Origin of the sequence: Alteromonas sp. B31-7, from assembly GCF_015767655.1 — a bacterium.
GTDB classification, from domain to species: domain Bacteria; phylum Pseudomonadota; class Gammaproteobacteria; order Enterobacterales; family Alteromonadaceae; genus Alteromonas; species Alteromonas australica.
Genome location: NZ_CP065233.1, coordinates 2,217,508 through 2,236,265 on the forward strand (window position 1 = coordinate 2,217,508; position 18,758 = coordinate 2,236,265).

14 protein-coding genes are annotated in these 18,758 nt (G+C 45.4%); 13 read left to right on the plus strand and 1 reads right to left on the minus strand.

Features of this window, described 5'->3' with window-relative positions; genetic code table 11:
* Positions 1–72: 72 nt before the first annotated feature.
* Positions 73–4,056: a S8 family serine peptidase gene (locus tag IUA53_RS09385; protein ID WP_196899327.1), complete on the minus strand. Its 3,984-nt coding sequence runs from the start codon at positions 4,054–4,056 to the stop codon at positions 73–75.
* Between the two features lie 413 nt (positions 4,057–4,469).
* Between IUA53_RS09385 and IUA53_RS09390 the strand changes: the two genes are divergently transcribed.
* From IUA53_RS09390 to prc, 13 genes are all read left to right on the plus strand, one after another.
* Entirely contained in the window at positions 4,470–5,657 is a 1,188-nt protein-coding gene (locus tag IUA53_RS09390) for a thiamine pyrophosphate-dependent dehydrogenase E1 component subunit alpha (protein ID WP_044057117.1), read from the plus strand.
* A complete protein-coding gene (locus IUA53_RS09395) occupies positions 5,657–6,634 on the plus strand; it encodes an alpha-ketoacid dehydrogenase subunit beta (RefSeq protein WP_044057118.1) in 978 nt (325 codons plus the stop codon). Before IUA53_RS09390 ends, IUA53_RS09395 begins: the two co-directional genes overlap by 1 nt.
* Before the next feature lie 10 nt (positions 6,635–6,644).
* A complete protein-coding gene (locus IUA53_RS09400; RefSeq protein WP_196899329.1) occupies positions 6,645–8,300 on the plus strand; it encodes a dihydrolipoyllysine-residue acetyltransferase in 1,656 nt (551 codons plus the stop codon).
* A gap of 108 nt (positions 8,301–8,408) precedes the next feature.
* Positions 8,409–9,275 (plus strand): 23S rRNA (adenine(2030)-N(6))-methyltransferase RlmJ, encoded by an 867-nt coding sequence (locus IUA53_RS09405; RefSeq protein ID WP_044447402.1) that lies wholly within the window; start codon positions 8,409–8,411, stop codon positions 9,273–9,275.
* A 2-nt stretch (positions 9,276–9,277) separates the two neighbouring features.
* Positions 9,278–11,131, plus strand: coding sequence for a protein kinase domain-containing protein (locus tag IUA53_RS09410; RefSeq protein WP_196899331.1), 1,854 nt, complete (start codon positions 9,278–9,280; stop codon positions 11,129–11,131).
* Positions 11,124–11,984, plus strand: coding sequence for an acyl-CoA thioesterase II (gene tesB / locus IUA53_RS09415; protein WP_044447406.1), 861 nt, complete (start codon positions 11,124–11,126; stop codon positions 11,982–11,984). Before IUA53_RS09410 ends, tesB begins: the two co-directional genes overlap by 8 nt.
* 37 nt (positions 11,985–12,021) lie before the next feature.
* Complete coding sequence (locus tag IUA53_RS09420) at positions 12,022–12,549, plus strand: gamma carbonic anhydrase family protein (protein ID WP_044057123.1); 528 nt, start codon at positions 12,022–12,024, stop codon at positions 12,547–12,549.
* A gap of 477 nt (positions 12,550–13,026) precedes the next feature.
* Positions 13,027–14,148: a pyridoxal-phosphate-dependent aminotransferase family protein gene (locus tag IUA53_RS09425; RefSeq protein ID WP_231401297.1), complete on the plus strand. Its 1,122-nt coding sequence runs from the start codon at positions 13,027–13,029 to the stop codon at positions 14,146–14,148.
* Between the two features lie 339 nt (positions 14,149–14,487).
* On the plus strand, positions 14,488–15,189 hold the full coding sequence (locus IUA53_RS09430; RefSeq protein WP_052364354.1) for an SIMPL domain-containing protein: 702 nt from the start codon (positions 14,488–14,490) through the stop codon (positions 15,187–15,189).
* A gap of 9 nt (positions 15,190–15,198) precedes the next feature.
* A complete protein-coding gene (locus IUA53_RS09435) occupies positions 15,199–15,660 on the plus strand; it encodes a GAF domain-containing protein (RefSeq protein WP_044447408.1) in 462 nt (153 codons plus the stop codon).
* Complete coding sequence (locus tag IUA53_RS09440) at positions 15,657–15,947, plus strand: hypothetical protein (RefSeq protein ID WP_044057125.1); 291 nt, start codon at positions 15,657–15,659, stop codon at positions 15,945–15,947. The genes IUA53_RS09435 and IUA53_RS09440 overlap by 4 nt, the downstream gene beginning before the upstream one ends.
* A gap of 17 nt (positions 15,948–15,964) precedes the next feature.
* Positions 15,965–16,633 (plus strand): RNA chaperone ProQ, encoded by a 669-nt coding sequence (gene proQ / locus IUA53_RS09445; protein WP_044057126.1) that lies wholly within the window; start codon positions 15,965–15,967, stop codon positions 16,631–16,633.
* A 3-nt stretch (positions 16,634–16,636) separates the two neighbouring features.
* Positions 16,637–18,679, plus strand: coding sequence for a carboxy terminal-processing peptidase (prc, locus tag IUA53_RS09450; RefSeq protein WP_044447411.1), 2,043 nt, complete (start codon positions 16,637–16,639; stop codon positions 18,677–18,679).
* The last annotated feature ends 79 nt before the right edge of the window (positions 18,680–18,758 follow it).

An 18,758-nucleotide genomic window follows, 5' to 3' on the forward strand; every position in this document is an offset into this window, starting at 1 on the left:
ACCACACCACAAGCGGTAATAAAAAAGGCCGCGTCATTCATAAGCGGCCTTTTAATGGTGCACTAACGGCGTCTAATGATAGCGCCGCGTATGGCGTCTTCGAACAAACAATAGTGGAACGAGAAGCACCGATAACCAACTTATCGCGCCGCCACTCTTTTCTTCTACATGTATAGTGACCGTTTCCGATGTCGTGTCTATGCCGTCAGTTGCCGACACCTGTAACGACACCGATGTTGCGGTATCATAACTCGGTGCAGTGCCAGTTAAACTGGTTCTTTCAACACCATCAATAGACACAACAACATCATCACCATCGGCATCACTCGCCGTTACACTTACCGAGTAACTTTCGTTTTCTTTCACGCTTGAAGGGGCACTGATGGTAACCACAGGCGCATCCTGAATACCCGCTACAGCTATATTAACCGTAGCTTCCCCGAACACTTGCCCATCGAGGGGGTCGTCACCGCTCGTTGACGTTTCGGTGCTCACCGTGTATTTGAAGCTATCTTCACCAAAAAAGTCAGCCGTGGGAGTATAGGTTATGGTGCCGTCACCGTTGGTGGTTGCTACTCCATTTTCAGGCGCGACTGAAATGGTGACAGAATCTATATCAAGCGCATCTTTATCAATGGTGATGGGCGTAAAGGTTCTATAATCACCTGATAAGGACGCCATTGTAAATGTATTGACGATAGTGTCGTCTGCTTCATTAGCGATGACATTTGCAGTAATGCTAGCATCTTCATTCACGCTGAAACTATCATCCATGTAATCGGCAACAGGTAACACTGTCCCTTCGAAAGAAATGGACACCTCATCGCCTTCACTGTATGCAAGTACATATTCGCTACCTTCTGTCGGCAAGCTCCCCTGAGAACCGTCCTCGGAATAATAGGCTAGGGTTGCGCCTACAGTACCGAAGCTATTTTCAGCCCCCACTACAACTGGGTCTACTGGCGTATCTATTGCACCGTAAACAAAGTGGAAGCTTTCATTAGAATAGTCATACCAAATTTGGAAGTTAAAACTGGTCCCTGGTTGGTCCCAAAGCTGCGCATTTGCCCACTCCACAACCAGGTAGCTACCGCCGCCAAGGATAGCCACGTACATGTCACCCGTACCATCGTCGTTCGCGTCAGTGCCGTCTAAATCTAAATCTGTCCAATAGGGCGCGAGAATATTGTTTGGATCGTCAGAGCCTGGCAATTGCTCCGCAAAGGGAGAAGAAATATCTCCAGACTCAGCTCCCATGGCCATAAAACCATTTGAGGATATTTGAATGGTTGTGTAACCGTCACCTAAATAACGTATTTCAGGCACCCCACTAAATACAATTGACGTATCATCACACAGTGAAGTACAGGATACGGGGGTGACCCCTAGCGATGCCAAAGGAAGATAATCGCCGCCTGTTACCGCTGCTATTCCAGTATCCTCATTGAAGTTGATACTGGCGATATCTAACGAACCTTCCCAGGTGAGCACATTGGTTTGCGCATCAAAGGTCACCGTGTCTTGTGAGCCGTTTTTCATGGCCGTTATCGAGTCCGTGTTAACAGACAGCTTTTCGTCTATTTGCCCTGTAATACTGGTTACGCCAGTGACACCTTTATTATTTGCATAAATTGTAGTGGTGACATTATCTCCTGCTTCTACCGTGCTAACACTTACTTCGCTGTTCAGCAAAGAAGGTTCATCTGTACTCACAGAATAGATCGCCATTGGAATATAGTAATCAGTGGTAGCGTCATCACCGTCAGACCAATTTGCACCACCCAATAACCATTCACTGGAAGCAGCATTTGCCACATCAAGGGTTAATATCACTTCCTCAGACGACCCTGGTGCAAGCGTGGTCAAAGCAGGAGTGAGATACCCATCCGTACCATCATCGCTAAACAACAGGCTACCACTAAGCGTCACGGCGCTGTCAGTCGTATTCGTCAGGGTGATTGACAAGTCACAGGTAAGAAAGCATTCGGCCGACACCAAACTCAGTTCGCTGAAGGTGACTTCTACTGTGCTAGCCCGAGATAAATCGAGCCGTCCCGCCCCCATGTCGAAGTTGTCAGCTTGTGTAAGACCATCTTCTTTCAGTACGTCGCGAATAGAGGAAGTGACCAAGGCACTTTTTATTTGCTGTGCACTCCATTCAGGATGCATTTGTTTTAGCAATGCGGCGGCACCAGCAACATGGGGAGACGCCATGGAGGTACCGTTTTTAAACGAAAAGTTTTCACCAATATGATCCGGGGCATCTGGCGACTCACCGGAAAAAATACGCACACCAGGAGCCGCAATGTTTGGTTTCAAGAAACTCGGGTCGCCGTTTGGCCCGCGAGAACTAAAGTCGCCCATAATATCCGCTAAACTATCGGAATAGGACGCAACCACCTCGTTGCCGATAGTCACAATAACATCCTCATCGGTGGCGCCAGCTAATTCAGCGAGCGCTAATCCCTGTGTGGCGGGCAGCATGAGTGAGGGAACAGTTTGATCTGTACTTAGCCCGCCCATAATAATGGGCGCTTCACCGCGGCCCTCTTCGTTAAACACCAAAACCGCCAGTGCGCCCGCGGCCTCAGCGTTGGCAATTTTATCGACAAAGCCACACGTGCCTCGGCTAATTAAAGCAATGGCATTTTCAAAGGTGGAGTCATCTGCGTAAGCCGAACACCCTTCAATGTTAGCTTCATCAATTTCCCCCGCGTATATCACAGGTGCCGTTAAGGGGCTGGTAAATGTAATGGCAGCATTACCAACAGAATAGAGGGCTGGGATAGCGCCGATACTGGTATCGCCGTCAACCGTGACTTCGTTTGCAAACAAACGGTTGGTTGAGGTGGCAGCAACTGTTAAGACATCTTTTGAACACCCAGGACAACCTATTGTGGTGGCTTCGGGGCCTTCATTGCCGGCGGAAAATACCGTCACTACGCCTGCTTCGTCCATAGCAGCAAATATATCTTCATAAACGGAACCCACTGGGCTTGCGCCACCATCTCCGCCCCAGGAGTTATTGATGATGTCAGCGCCATCTTCTAGTGCTGCCTCAAGCATTTCCAATAACATGGAGGTCATGCCGCTTGAGGAGGTAGGGTCGTCAGGCGTCGCATACAAACCTTTATACACCATTAGGTAGGCGGCAGGTGCCACTCCTGATATTTCTGCGGTCGCTCCATCTCGTGATGCGGTAACGCCCGCATTGCCCACCGCCGTTCCCGCTACGTGGGTACCATGGCCATTATAACCAAGAGGGGAAAGATACTCGCCATCAACAATGTCAAAACCGTCTGGTATCGACGCATAACGCGCCACAATAAGCTTATTGTTACAGAAATCTGGCGTGTCTGAGCAATAGTCATCAGAGGGCAGGGTGGATGCGTCCGGTGCGTCAAAATCATCACCGCTAAAAAGCGCGTTTTCAGGCCGTATTCCACTGTCTATAATGGCGACGCGAATGCCTTTCCCTGCGTTTTCTGCGCCCCCCAACTGAGTCCATGTATCAATTGCGCCAATTAAATCCAAACTTGCGTCCATCTGTGCGCGGTGCATCACATCGGGGTAAATCGCCTTTACCTCTGGCAAACTCGCTAGGTTGTCTAACGCGTGTTTACTTACAATGCCAGACACACCATTAAAGGAAGCGGTAAAGGATTTATCGGCTTCAAAGGCAGGGTCAAAGTTGTGTATATCCTCAACCAGGCTTCGCTGCTTGTTCTTAAGTATTTTTTTGTAGCTTATGGCCGCGTTTGATGAGAAATCTACCTTTGCGCCTTGTTGGGCAGACGCGCTTCGTACGCTGGGGTTAACCCCACTAAACTGAGCTAAAGGTGAATCATGCAACTGCACAATAACTCTAACTTGATGGTCATTAACCTTAACGGCATTCGCAAGAATATTTTTTTTGTCGAAAGACGCTTCAATTGGATTGTTTTGCTCTAGCGTATGGCTTGCCATGATGTTCGATTTCACATCCTGAGCGGACAACATCGATGGCGTTGCAAATAGGGTAGAGGCAATGATGGTACTCAAGAGTTTCTTTTTCATACTAAGTCTCAATAATGATTGTTCCCTGGAGCCCCGTTTTTTATTATTAAAATAACCCATTTACCTGCCAGCGCTTCAATAAAAAAGCAAGGGAATATAAACAGAGTTTCGTTCGAGGATTAATGCATTTCTAACACAGTTGATGACCGTTTGTAATGAACAAAGGCGTATTAAATTTAATACATCTATCCAAATACAAAAACGCCAGGTCACCAAATTTCACGCAAATATCGCAATTAATTAACATTAAATTAAAACATTAGGATGCTAATCATGTTTAGCTCCTAAAAAGAGTATAGATGTTCCTTTTAAAACTACTTTTCGTGGAGAAATAGCAAGAAAGTGCCAGCGTGAGTCTACTAGCATATTCATTCTAAATTCGTGGAAGCTTCCCACTGTTTCTGGAGAAAATAATGAAAGACAGAAACCACCTAGCACAAGTAACAACTGTTGCCGATGTGAATATTATAGATAACGGTATTATTGACATCCCAATGCTGCAAATTCTCGACGAAAACGGTAAAGCAACGCCGGAGGCAACCTTACCCGACATTAGTCAAGCGCAAGCGTTAAAGATTCACGAGACCATGGCCTACACGCGGGTGCTTGATGAACGAATGGTGGCGGCTCAACGCCAAGGGCGTATTAGCTTTTACCTTGCAAGTACCGGCGAGGAAGCCGCAACGGTAGCAAGCGCAGCGGCACTAAGTACCGAAGACCTCATCATGTCACAATATCGTGAGCAAGGGGCATTGGCTTATCGAGGATACACCACTGATCAATTCATGAATCAGATGTTCAGCAATAAAGACGACCCTAATAAAGGCCGCCAAATGCCGATTCATTATGGTGATAAAGCGCTAAATTTCATGACGATCTCATCTCCTCTTGGCACCCAAATACCGCAAGCTTCCGGCTATGCGTATGGTCAAAAAATGGCAGGGAAAGACGCAATTACCATATGCTATTTCGGAGAAGGTGCCGCGTCAGAAGGAGATTTCCACGCGGGGCTTAATATGGCAGCGGTACTTAGCTGTCCTGTCATCTTTTTTTGCAGAAATAATGGCTACGCTATCTCCACACCAGCAGAGGAACAATTTGCAGGTGATGGCATAGCGTCTCGCGGGTTAGGTTACGGAATAAAAACCATTCGGGTAGACGGCAACGACGTATTAGCGGTTTACGCGGCAACGAAACGGGCGAGGGAAATCGCTCTTGCAGAACAATGCCCTGTACTTATTGAAGCGATGACCTACAGGTTAGCCGCCCATTCTACCTCCGATGATCCTAGCGGTTACCGCTCAAAAGAAGAGGAAGAAAAATGGCGCACAAAAGACCCTATTACTCGGTTTGCCAACTGGTTAACCCACAAAGGCTGGTTTAACGAACAAGACAATGAAAAACGCCTTACCGCAATGCGCCAAGAGGTTTTAGCGTCAATGAAGCGGTGCGAAACCACCGAAATTTGTCCTATCGATGACATTGTGAGTGATGTCTATGATTCAGTGCCTTGGCACCTTGATGAACAACTTCAAGACCTTAAACAACACATTAAAAAATACCCACACATGTACCCTAAAACGTCAGGGAGAATGAAATAATGGCACAAATGAATTTACTACAAGCCATCAATAATGCCCTCATTACTGCCATGACAGACGACGATAAAGTCATGGTTTTTGGTGAAGATGTGGGTCACTTTGGGGGCGTGTTTCGCGCTACCAGTCACCTCCAGGAAAAATTTGGAAAGGGACGCTGCTTCAATACCCCCTTAACCGAACAGGGTATTATAGGTTTTGCCAATGGTTTAGCAGCCCAAGGGTCTGTGCCTGTCGCTGAAATTCAATTTGGTGACTATATCTTCCCCGCATTCGACCAAATTGTGAACGAAACCGCTAAGTGGCGTTATCGTTCTGGAGGACAATTTGATGTAGGCACTCTGACTATTCGTACCCCCTATGGCGGCGGTATTGCTGGCGGGCACTACCACAGCCAATCGCCAGAAGCGTTTTTCGCCCACTGCCCGGGCCTAAAGATAGTGGTGCCTAGAAACCCGTATCAAGCCAAAGGGCTGTTACTGGCGTCTATTAGAGACAAGAATCCTGTGTTGTTTTTAGAGCCTAAAAAGCTCTATCGTGCGTCAATCAGTGACGTGCCAGAGGAAGATTATCAGTTACCCTTGGGTAAAGCAGATATTGTTCAAGAAGGTTCAGATATCACATTGTTAGGCTGGGGCGCACAAATTGAAGAGCTTCAAAAGGCGGCAGCAACGGCACTAGATGATGGCGTTTCCTGTGAAATTATCGACTTGCGCAGTATTTTACCCTGGGATGCCCACACAGTAGCTGCATCTGTCATGAAAACAGGGCGTTTACTTATTAATCACGAAGCGCCGCTCACGGGCGGCTTTGCCAGTGAAATAGCGGCAACAATTCAAGAGAAGTGTTTTTTATATCTGGAAGCGCCGATTGCTCGGGTGTGTGGCTTAGATACGCCTTATCCACTGGCGCACGAAAAAGAGTATATGCCAGACGCGACTAAAATCTACGAAGCCATTAAGCGCACACTTCACTACTAAGGGGCCCAGCATGACTATTGACTTTATATTGCCTGACATTGGTGAAGGCATTGTTGAATGTGAGCTTTTGGAATGGTTAGTGTCCGAAGGCGACGTCATTGAAGAAGACCAGCCGGTTGCTGAGGTCATGACAGACAAAGCCACGGTTCAAATTCCGGCAATGCATAGCGGCACAGTCACCAAGCTTTACTATAAGGAGGGCGATATTGCAGCCGTGCACGCGCCATTATTTGCCATGGAGACGACAGGGGGGCTATCCACTGAACCGACCTCCACAGCAGATGCCACTCAAGAAGACGCAGTCCCACCACACCAAGATGATTCTCCTGCTCAAGAAAATCTTGGTGATCAAGAAGCCGTTCATGAAGATTTCATTTTACCTGATATTGGTGAAGGTATCGTTGAATGTGAAATCGTAAAATGGAATGTAAAAGAAGGCGATCTCATTGCGGAAGACCAAAGCGTAGTTGAAGTCATGACCGACAAAGCGGTGGTTGAAATCCCAGCCAAGCATTCTGGCGTAGTGGGCACGCTGTATTATGCCCAAGGAGACATCGCTAAAGTCCATAGCCCGTTGTTTTCGCTCATCAGAAAACCCGAAACAGGCGAATTAAAAGGGCAGGAAAGCGCGGGCAGTGAATATTGCGAACCGTTAGCGGCAAACCAAAATATGTGTCACGGGAAGAGTGAAAACAACAGCAGAGACAACGCGCCCGTAAAAGACGATAAGTGGCCATCAGGTGATTTTGAGCCTCCCGTGGTTATTCCCGGTAAAGTCTTAGCTAGCCCTGCTGTTAGACGAATTGCCCGGGAACAAAGCCTTGACCTAGGTGACATAAAGGGGACAGGAAAAAAAGGAAGAATTTTAAAACAGGACGTACTGGCGCAATTAACAAAAGGTGCGAAGGACTCGCACACACCAACCCTAAAGGAGATGCCTAACCAGACACAAGAAAACGACCGTGTGAAAACAGTAAAAGTACGCGGTGTTCAGGCTGCCATGGCTAAACAGATGGTGGCCTCAGTTTCCACCATCCCGCACTTTACCGTAAGTGACGAACTGGTTATGGACAACCTAATCGCGCTTCGTCAACGCTTAAAGCCAGTATTTGAGGAAAAAGGTGTGAAACTCAGTTTGATGCCATTCTTTATTAAAGCCCTGTCGTTGGCCTTAAGCGAATTCGAAATTATCAACAGCCAGCTTAATGATGATGCCACTGAGTTACGCTATTTTTACGATCATAATATTGGTTTTGCTGTAGATACGAAAATAGGCTTGCTCGTCCCCAATATTAAACAGGTTCAGCAGTTGTCTATTTTTGATATAGCGACACAAATGCAAGAAATTATAGATGAAGCAAGGAAAGGGCAGATAGCTAGCCATCACTTAAAAGGCGGCACGATTAGCATATCTAATATCGGTGCAATAGGGGGCATAACCGCAACGCCTGTCATTAATAAGCCAGAGGCCGCTATTGTTGCATTAGGCAAAACACAGTCGCTTCCACGGTTTACTCCCAAAGGTGAGGTGGTAGCGCAGCAAATCATGATGATTAATTGGTCAGGAGATCATCGCATTATTGACGGCGCAACCATGGTTAAATTTAACAATCTTTGGATGAGCTACCTACAAGCACCAGAAAAAATGCTAATGCATTTGCGCTAGGGCTACATAATGCCTGACGCTGTACTTGTCACTGCTAAGCGTCAGGCGTTACTATTGCATGCTAAATTAGCTTATTCGTGGAATTTTCCACTGAGAACACGGTAAATTGTGCTTAGTTATCAACATGCATTTCATGCCGGCAATCACGCCGATGTTATAAAACACCTGTGCTGGATAGGTGTCATTAATCATTTAAAGAAAAAAAATAAACCCTTCACCCTATTTGATACTCACAGTGGGGCCGGTGAGTATCAACTTGATCACGCCATGTCTGCTAAAAATAAAGAGTACGAATCAGGGGTAAGTAAAGTGGCTCAGCTTTCTCCTCAGTCCTCTTTACTTAACCACTACCATACGTTGATTCAAACGTATTTCGATAAAGGGATGTACCCTGGTTCGCCTATGCTAAGTGCTAACCTTGTGCGCGAAATGGACAATGTGCATTTGATGGAACTGCACCCCGCAGAATTTGAGAAGTTAAATCACGTGATATTTTCTCAACAACATGCCGCTAAAGTAGGGGGAAGCTGCCACGTGCATCAGCGGGATGGCTTTGAAGGCATTAAAGCGCTCACACCTCCCCAGCCTAATCGTGGTGCTGTACTTATTGACCCACCTTACGAGCGTATCCAGGAATACACTGATGTATCTGTCACCGTTAAATCGGTATTACAGCGCTGGCAACAAGGGCAAATTGTCATTTGGTATCCGCTATTGTCTGCCAGGGCAGACAAAAAATCCCTGGCGTGCAGTGCGATGATAGCGAGCTTAGTGGAACTTGGTATTCCTTGTTTTCAGGCCGAACTCACGGTAATTGAAAACACAGAAGAAGCGGGCATGTATGGCTCAGGCGTATTGGTGCTAAATCCACCTTGGCAGCTAGACGTTCAGTTAAATGATGCACTCCAAGAGGTCGCTCCCCATCTAGGAGACAATACAGCGTTCCATCTTACCTGGCTGGTTAACGATAATTAGGTATGCCAAATCCAAGTGACATCAAGCATTTTTACATTCCCGAAGAGCAATCCATTTATTTGCTTTCTCATGCGGATGCTAAAAAACTAAAAGACTGGGTGGCCTTGTGTATTGCACAGTTAGAAAACGTTGGCTATCGCTCGTTGTCACTTCTAGGAAAAGGTGCCTTTGGCTTTGCTTTTTCCGGTGTCACCTCGTCCGGGGAGGCGCTGGTGTTTAAGTTTTCGCGAATTAACCTGCCGCAGCATGTTCAAGATAGACTGGAAGAAGAAGCTTTTATGCTGTCCCAAGTTGTGCACCCTTACGTGCCAGACTTCAGAGCTTTCCAGCAAATAAAAAAGCAATCTATCTTAGTCATGCAGCGAGCGATTGGAGAAGACCTAGAAAAAGTAAGTTTAAAGCAAGGGCCTCTGCCCCCGCGAATCATCGTGAAAATTGCTGTGCAGGTGGGGGAGTTGCTGATAACACTGAGAAGCAACACTCAGCACGGAAAAGAGAAGCCTATTGTTCATGGCGATATTAAACCTTCCAACCTAGTTTGGGACGCTCACCATGAGACTATAAGCTTAATCGATTGGGGGTCGTCTGTTTTTGCGCAGGTAGACGCCAATGGGCAATTTATCGGTAGCAATGTCATGGATCTCATGTCCAGCGAGTTGCAGCAAACTAACGCAAGGTTAGGCGATGTTTACTTTATTGGCGAAGAGCAATTAAACGGCGCATTGTCCTCGCCGCGCTTTGATGAACAAGGCTTAGCAAGTACTCTTTACGCTTTAGCGTCAGGGCAATCTTGCCGTTATGGTGCCAGTGTTATTCGCCCGATATCACTGGGTTTACCTAAAATGTTGGCAGATATACTCACTTTCATGCTATCTGAGGATCCTCTTAAGCGACGCCAAGGCGGCGACTACTTTCTAAAGCACCTTCATGTACTCAAAAATATGGTGTTCACCGAAGACAAACCAACACGCTACCAGGCCAGCATTCCTACGTGGATAACAGAAGCATCCAATGAAATAGAGACTGTGGTATACAGTTCAAGAAAGTCATACCTTCGTCAACAAGCAGACCTTCACGAAGATACTTTACGCTACATCAATGATGCGCAGTTCGATCGCTACTATAAAAACTACCTGCAAGGTATGGGAGATACAGAAAAAGCATTTATTTCCGCCATTGGCAGATTAGGTCGTTACCCTGTGGTAGGCGGCATGGCCATTCGATGGGAACCCAATGGCGTTTATATTGATTCCAGCTTAAATTTGTACGACAGAACACTTAAGCCAGCGTTTGAGATGGCGGTGAACAATGTCATTGCGTTGGCTCGCGCTATTCATAAAGTTGGGGTGTTCAAATGTTGTATGTTTAACGCTAAAAATACCCTACATATAGAGCGCGAACATGTTAATCATGATTTTATTCCCAATGAAGACTGCCGTATACCCTTTGAAATATCTCAAGTGTCTGTTGCCAAAGATCAAAGTAGGCACCATTCTTACTTTGAAGACGGTGACGACCCCGACGAACTTTTAAAATTGCCCAACAGCATAATTTCTTTAATAAAATCCCTGAATAATATCCATCATACTGGGTGTATTATTTTTGAAGCACTACCACATCATTTGAAAGTGCATAGCTACTACACACTACTGGATCACAGTAAAACACATCAATTTGAACAGTTGCTTCATGCACTGGTACAAGAAATCCCGAACATAAAAGGGTTAGGCATTTCCGGCTTTATGAAGTTACCCTATAAAGATACACGCTTTTTTGAGCACAGCCCGTGTCTACCGGAAAAGTACTACCCAAGAAACCCAAGAGCAGAACAAAGAGAGAAAAATCAGCATGTCTGACGTTAAACTATCTTCACTTTTTGAGTTAGAAACCGTGGAGCAAAACCTTTATCGCGGCGAAAGTTGGGATTTAGGCTTTCGCGCATTATTTGGTGGGCAAGTCCTTGGTCAAGCCCTTGCGGCCGCATATGAAACCGTAGATAAAGACAGGGTGGCGCATTCATTTCATACCTATTTTTTGCTTCCTGGAGATGCTAAAAAACCCGTGGTTTATGATGTTGAAGTGGTTCGTGACGGTCGTAGCTTTTCAGCTCGTCGTGTAAAGGCCATTCAAGACGGTAAAAGTATTTTTTATATGACAGCGTCTTTCCAAGTGCCACAAGACGGTATGCATCATCAAGCACCAGAAATGCCAGATGTCCCTCCTCCCGAGGCAGTTCAATCGGACATTGAATTTTATGAAGCCAATTTCAATAAAATAGCGCGGCCCATGCGCGAAGCATTAAGTTATCATCGACCGGTAGATATACGTACAATTGATGCAGCAAACTCATATCAAGCGGCTAAACGCCCGCCAACGCGCTATATCTGGATGCGAGCTAGAGATACATTATCGGGCGCTCTGTCGATTCACCAAGCGGCGCTTGCTTATGCATCAGACTATCATTTTTTAAGCACCTCTTTACAGCCTCACGGTATTGCGGTTACCGATAAATCATTAAGAATTGCGACGATAGATCATGCTATGTGGTTCCATCGTCCAGTTAATTTCAATGAGTGGCTGTTATATGCAATGGAAAGCCCATTTAGTGGCGGCTCTCGTGGCATAGTAAGGGGACAAATTTTCAATCAAGCTGGCGAACTTGTCGCATCAACAACCCAAGAAGGCTTAATGCGAAAAGTGGATGTGTAATCTAGCGGAAAACACGCTTGCAACAAGGGAAATCTAAATGCGCTATCAATTAAATGACCGAAGCCCTCAATGTGCAGATGACTGCTTTATTGCGCCAGGCGCACAGGTTATCGGTGATGTGGAACTGCATGAAAAAAGCAGTGTTTGGTTTAACGCTGTAATACGTGGAGATATGGATAAAATCTGTATAGGTGAAGCGTCGAACATTCAAGATGGCAGTGTTCTGCACACCGACCAAGGTATACCATTACACATTGGCAAAGGGGTAACGGTAGGACATAAAGCGATGTTGCATGGGTGCACAGTAGGGGACTATTCCCTTATTGGCATCAACGCGGTTGTGCTAAACGGCGCAAAAATAGGCAAGTATTGCGTCATTGGTGCGAATGCGTTGATCACTGAGAAAATGGACATCCCCGATTACAGTTTAGTGGTTGGTGCTCCGGCAAAGGTCATTAAGCAGCTAGACGCGAGTGCAGAAAAGCAATTACAAGGCTCTGCACAACATTATGTTGAAAACGCGGTTAACTACCGACAAAATCTTAAACTGATCTCTGAAACATAAAACTGACGGGCGCGTGTTTCCACTCTCTTATTTTTACAGTCGCCCATAAAAAATGCCCAGAACTGACGTTCCGGGCCTAGGGGAATGGCTCATTACTGAGCCGTGCGCTAACTGTTGCAAGGGAGAAGCACTCGCTAAATCTCTCAAGCGGACTGTCATTATAGTTCACATTTGTTCAATTTATAAACAAATTATTTGTGAAATTTATCTTACAGACTGAATTTTATTTAAAGGTAGTCAAAAAAGCTCAGAATTTCAAAAAGTTCCTACTGGTCCGACTTTATACTTAAAAATGCCCACCAATGATCACTGAGTTGTTCAATATTTACCCACCCGATATTCACAACCCATCCACCGCCACCTATGAATACAAATCCTTGCCCCCATTCATTTCATTTATGTTGAACACAGGCGGTTGTACCCACGCGCTATCACTGTAAGAATGCCACCAAACAACATTGATAATTCGAGGCCTACATGAAGCAACTGTCTACTTTTCTTCCCCCTGAACGCACGTTAATGGGCCCAGGACCATCAGATGTCTCACCGCGCATTCTCAATGCAATGGCACGCCCTACGCTAGGTCATTTAGACCCGTTATTCATTGAGCTAATGGATGAAACAAAATCATTGCTGCAATACGCATTTCAAACAGAAAATGCGTTAACCATGCCTATTTCCGCCCCAGGTTCTGCAGGCATGGAAGCGTGCTTCGTTAATTTGGTTGAACCCGGCGACAAAGTGTTGGTTTGCGTTAACGGCGTGTTTGGTAACCGCATGGTTGAAAATGTAGAGCGATGTGGTGGTGAAGCCATTGTAATCAATAATCAGTGGGGCACACAAACGGATCTCAATACGGTTGAAGACCTATTAGCTAAACACCCTGATATCAAAGTATTAGCGTTTGTTCATGCTGAAACTTCTACCGGCGTAAGAAATGACGCCAAAGCATTATGTGAATTGGCCAACAAATACCAGTGTTTAACCATTGTAGACGCAGTAACGTCGTTAGGCGGTATTGAGTTGAAAGTGGACGATTGGGGCATTGATGCCATCTATTCAGGCTCTCAAAAATGTTTGAGTTGTGTACCGGGTATTTCACCCGTGTCGTTTAGTGATCGCGCAGTCAGCCTTATTCAAAACCGAAAAACCAAAGTACAAAGTTGGTTTTTAGATATGAATTTAATTGTAGGGTATTGGGGAAGTGGTGCGAAGCGAGCCTATCACCATACGGCCCCCGTAAATAGCATGTACGCCATGTACGAATCCTTATTGATGCTAAGAGAAGAAGGGCTTGAAAATGCATGGCAACGTCATCAACGAGGCCATGAAGCGCTAGCGCAAGGACTGGAAGCATTAAATCTCACCTTAGCAGTAGATAAAAACTACCGCTTACCACAATTAAACGTTGTAGAAATTCCATCGGGCGTAAATGACGCCGATGTGCGTCAACGCTTGTTGAACGAATTCAATTTGGAAATAGGCGCTGGACTGGGCGAATTTGCCGGGAAAGTATGGCGAATAGGGCTGATGGGCTATGCCTGCAAACCCCGCAATATTGACCACTGCCTTGCCGCGCTAAAACAGGTTTTAAAATAACGGCGTATTCACCTGCGTTAACCATGCAGACCCGTGTAGCTTCAACGAGTCGCAAAATACTGAATTCGTCTTCTAAAAGCCTTACTTTAATGTAAGGCTTTTTGTTTTTTGCGACTAGGCATTATCAACGTTATCTATAGACCATTCACCTTTCATTCAGCAACCGTAGTGTAGTGTGTCATAACCCAAACGCGACGCCTTAAATTTTTGGTATAGATTAACGCTAATAATGGCTATGCTTGAATGATATCAAGGGCTGCGTATTTCAATACAGCCGGAATGTACAACGTTAACGTCAGCGATAACCGTCGTTGTATAGGCAAAGTAAAAGGAATAACCATGATCAAAAAAATTCTTACACACACTGTTTTTGCTATTACTACGCTCTTATTTGTAGGCGCTCTCCATGCCCAAACACAAGAGCAAACACCGCAAATTCACGTACAAGGTTCAGGCGCGGTTAGCGTCACACCCAATGCTTATCGAGTCACGTTTATTATTGAAGCGCAAGGGAATACTGTAAGTAAGCTTAACGGAATGGCCAACAGTGAAATTAACAACGTGGTTAACTTTTTGCTTTCGATGGACATTCAAGAGCAAAACATTCAATCAATGCAGGTTCGGTTAAACCCTAGATACGTCAATGGGCCAAATGGTCGCATTCAGGATGGATTTACCTTAACCAGAGAAATTGTGGTGACCGATTCAAACATAGATCATTACGATCAAGTATTAGATGGCGTGCTAAAACGTGGGGTAGATCGGATTCAACAGTTCAATTTTATATCCCAAGGGCAAAATAACGCTTATGATGTTGCTCTTGTTGCTGCGGTTAAGGATGCAAAGGCGCGGGCGACCCTTTTAGCCAAAGAATTAGGGGTAGAAATAGGGGAAGTAGTTGCAATCTCTGAATCTGGTGGCAATATGCCCGTTCCAGTTATGCGTGCAGATGCCTTTCTCAGTGAAAAAGTCACCTCTTTACCTGGTCAGGAAACGGTAGAAGCGCGAGTAAATGTTAGTTTTCGTATTATTCAAAATTAGGGTTACTCCTTGAAAGAAGAACACTATACCCAGTTAGTAAGCCAGGCGAAAAGCCTGGTTTCTGGTGAGCACGATTTAATTGCCAACATGGCAAATGTGAGCGCGCTGCTATTCAACCAGCTTGAAGACGTCAATTGGGCTGGTTTTTATCTCCACAAAGAATCTCAGTTAGTACTAGGGCCGTTTCAAGGTCAACCCGCATGCATACGTATACCAATAGGTAAGGGTGTATGTGGCACTGCTGCAGAAACCAGAACCATTCAACGTATTGACGATGTACACGCCTTCTCAGGCCATATCGCATGCGATGCCGCGTCTAATTCAGAAATTGTTATTCCCCTTATTGTGAACGACGAATTACTCGGTGTGCTAGATATTGATAGCCCCAAATTTGGTCGTTTTGACGCCGATGATGAGGCGGGACTTAAACAAATCGCTGATATTCTAATTGAATCTCAACGTACATTATGAAATACAATGTAGATATTCACGTTGTTCTTTCTACGTTCGAAGATATGGACGACTTTCATGACGACCCAGATGAAGCATCTGAGCGTCTGAATTTCATTCTTCATGCTATGTATGACAGAGCCGACGAAGATATTGAGACCGAGCGTCTCGAAAAACTGTTACACCACGTATGGGAATCTTGGCAACAAGATAGCCATTTATTAGAAATTGATGATGATGAATTGCTCGATTGGGTTGACCACACGCTGGCAACTTGGGATGATGCGGGTAATGAAGAAATCTCTTAAATAATTTAGAAAGTTTAATGGAATCACCACAGAAGTTTACCAATAGTAAGGAAGTCATAGCTTTCCTTGCAGAAACCTTTCCGAAATGCTTCAGCGTAGAAGGTGAAGCTCGCCCTCTCAAGATTGGCATTTTTCAAGACTTAGCGGAACGATTGAATGATGAAGAACGTGTTAGCAAAACGCTTCTACGCTCAACCCTTCGTCATTACACCAACAGTTGGCGCTACCTTTACAGCATTAAAGAGGGCGCACATCGTGTGGATCTTGATGGTGCTGAAGGCGACGCTATCGAGAAAGAGCATGCCGAACACGCCCAAAAACAACTAGAAGAAAGTAAGGCGAAAGCGGCAGAAAAGCGTAAAGCTAAACAGGCGCAGCAACCTAAAAACAAAGAAAGACGCCAATTTTCTCGCCCAAAAGGTGAAAAATCGGTCAGTTCAGGCCATGCTGATAATAAGCAGGGAACTAAACCGAAAATTAACAGACCAAATAAAACACCACCCGCAAAACTGACTGATGAAGATTTGCAGCAGGGTACAAAAGTAACAGTTAAGCTAGGCAAAACACCTATGCCGGCTGTTATCACTGAAGTAGCCAAAGACGGGATCCATGTTCAGCTAGACACGGGCATGGTGGTAAAAGTAAATGCAGATGCTTTACGTTTGGCGCGTTCCAAGAGGTCGTAATATATGAAAGATATCCTTCGAATTTCCATTGCCAGTGCGTTTCTTACCGTTGGGGTAGGCGCCGGCGCTGTCACAACCACGCCTGATGTTGAAGAGCTTCCCATACTCCAACAAGAAACTCAGCACAGTGTTGCAGCAAAGCGAGTGAGCGCCTTATTTACCCGCGCTCACTACAAGGAAATTTCGTTGGATGACGCTCTCTCTGCACGTATTTACCAAAAATTTGTTGATTCGCTAGATCACAATAAACAGGTTCTCATGTTGTCTGATGTGGTGGCGTTTGAAAAATACCGCACTGCATTCGATGATGCATTAAAGAAAGGTAACCTTTCTATTGCATACGACATGTATAACGTAAGTGCAAAACGCAGAGTGGAGCGCTACGAATACGCGCTCTCCTTGTTAGACAAGGGGCCATTCGACTTTGAAAAAGCAGACGATAAGTTTTATTACGATCGTGAAGAAGCCGATTGGCCAGCAAATCAACAAGAGCTAGACGAAATCTGGCGTCAACGGGTTAAGTACGATGCACTTAACCTCATCCTCGCTGACAAAACCTGGGAAGAAGCCAAAGAGTTATTGCAAAAACGTTATAACCGCGCAATTAAACGCACAAAACAGGCGAAAAGCGAAGACGTTTTCCAAACTGCAATGAATGCCTTTGCCCGAACAGTAGAAGCGCACACCAGTTATTTATCGCCCCGCAATGCAGATCGCTTCCAAATGGAAATGAATTTGTCGTTTGAAGGGATTGGTGCCGTATTGCAAAGTGAAGATGACTATACCGTTATCAAAAGCATTGTACCTGGCGGCCCAGCCGACGAATCTGGTGCACTTAAACCTGAAGATAAAATTATTGGCGTTGCGCAAGAAGATGAAGAATTCGTCGATGTTGTAGGTTGGCGGTTAGATGAAGTGGTAGAACTCATTAAAGGGCCGAAAGGCAGTACAGTGCGTTTACAGGTTCAAAAAGGGGTTACCGACGGTAAAACCAACTCTGTGGTTAGCTTAACCCGAGACAAAATTGAACTTGAAGACCGTGCTGCGAGTTCTGAAGTGTATGTTCCAGACAGTGGTCCACACGCAGATGAACCGCTAGGGGTTATCACTATCCCAAGTTTTTACAATAACCTGCATGCTGATGTTGCTAAAGAAATCGAAAGCCTTAAAGCACAAAATGTGAAAGGTATGATTGTCGATTTGCGGGGTAACGGTGGTGGTTCACTGACTGAAGCCACTTTACTTACCGGTTTATTTATCGAAAAAGGACCTGTGGTTCAAATACGTTATGGCCAAAACAAAGTCAGCGTCAATAGAGACACAGACGGTATGGTGGCGTATGACGGCCCGCTAACCGTGCTGGTTGACCGCTACAGTGCATCAGCATCAGAAATTTTTGCTGCCGCCATGCAAGACTACAACCGTGCCTTAATTATTGGCGAACAAACCTTTGGTAAAGGTACGGTACAACAACACCGTGGCCTGGGTAAAATCTACGATTTGTATGATAATCCGCTAGGCAGTGTTCAATTCACGATTGCAAAATTTTACCGTATCGACGGTGGTAGCACACAGCATAAAGGCGTAGTACCAGACATTCTTTATCCGTCAGCAGTTGAGCCTGAAGAGTGGGGCGAGGCTAAGGCAGAAAATGCATTGCCATGGGACAGCATTAAACGAGCGAATTATACTACCTTCGCTGATGGTCAAGCTGCATTAGACGTATTAACGGCGAAGCACAATAAACGTATTATCCAAGACCCTGAGTTTTCTTATATTTATGAAGACATTGAAGAATATAAAGAAAACAAAGATAAAAACTATATCTCGCTAGTAAAGTCTGAGCGAGAAGCCGATAAGAAAGAAGCTGAAGAAAAGTCGCTAGCGCGCGCTAATGAGCGTTTACAGCGCCTTGGTATGGAAACCGTGGCTTCGTTAGACGATTTGCCTGAAGACATGGATGAGCTTGATCCTTTCTTGGATGAAGCAGCAAATATCACCTTCGATATGATTCAAACAGGCAGATACGCAATAACAAGAAATTAAAGGTTGTCGATGAAGGGCTGGTCTATGGCCAGCCCTTTTTTTGTGTCTGACATCCGCATACAACAATAATAAAGGGAAA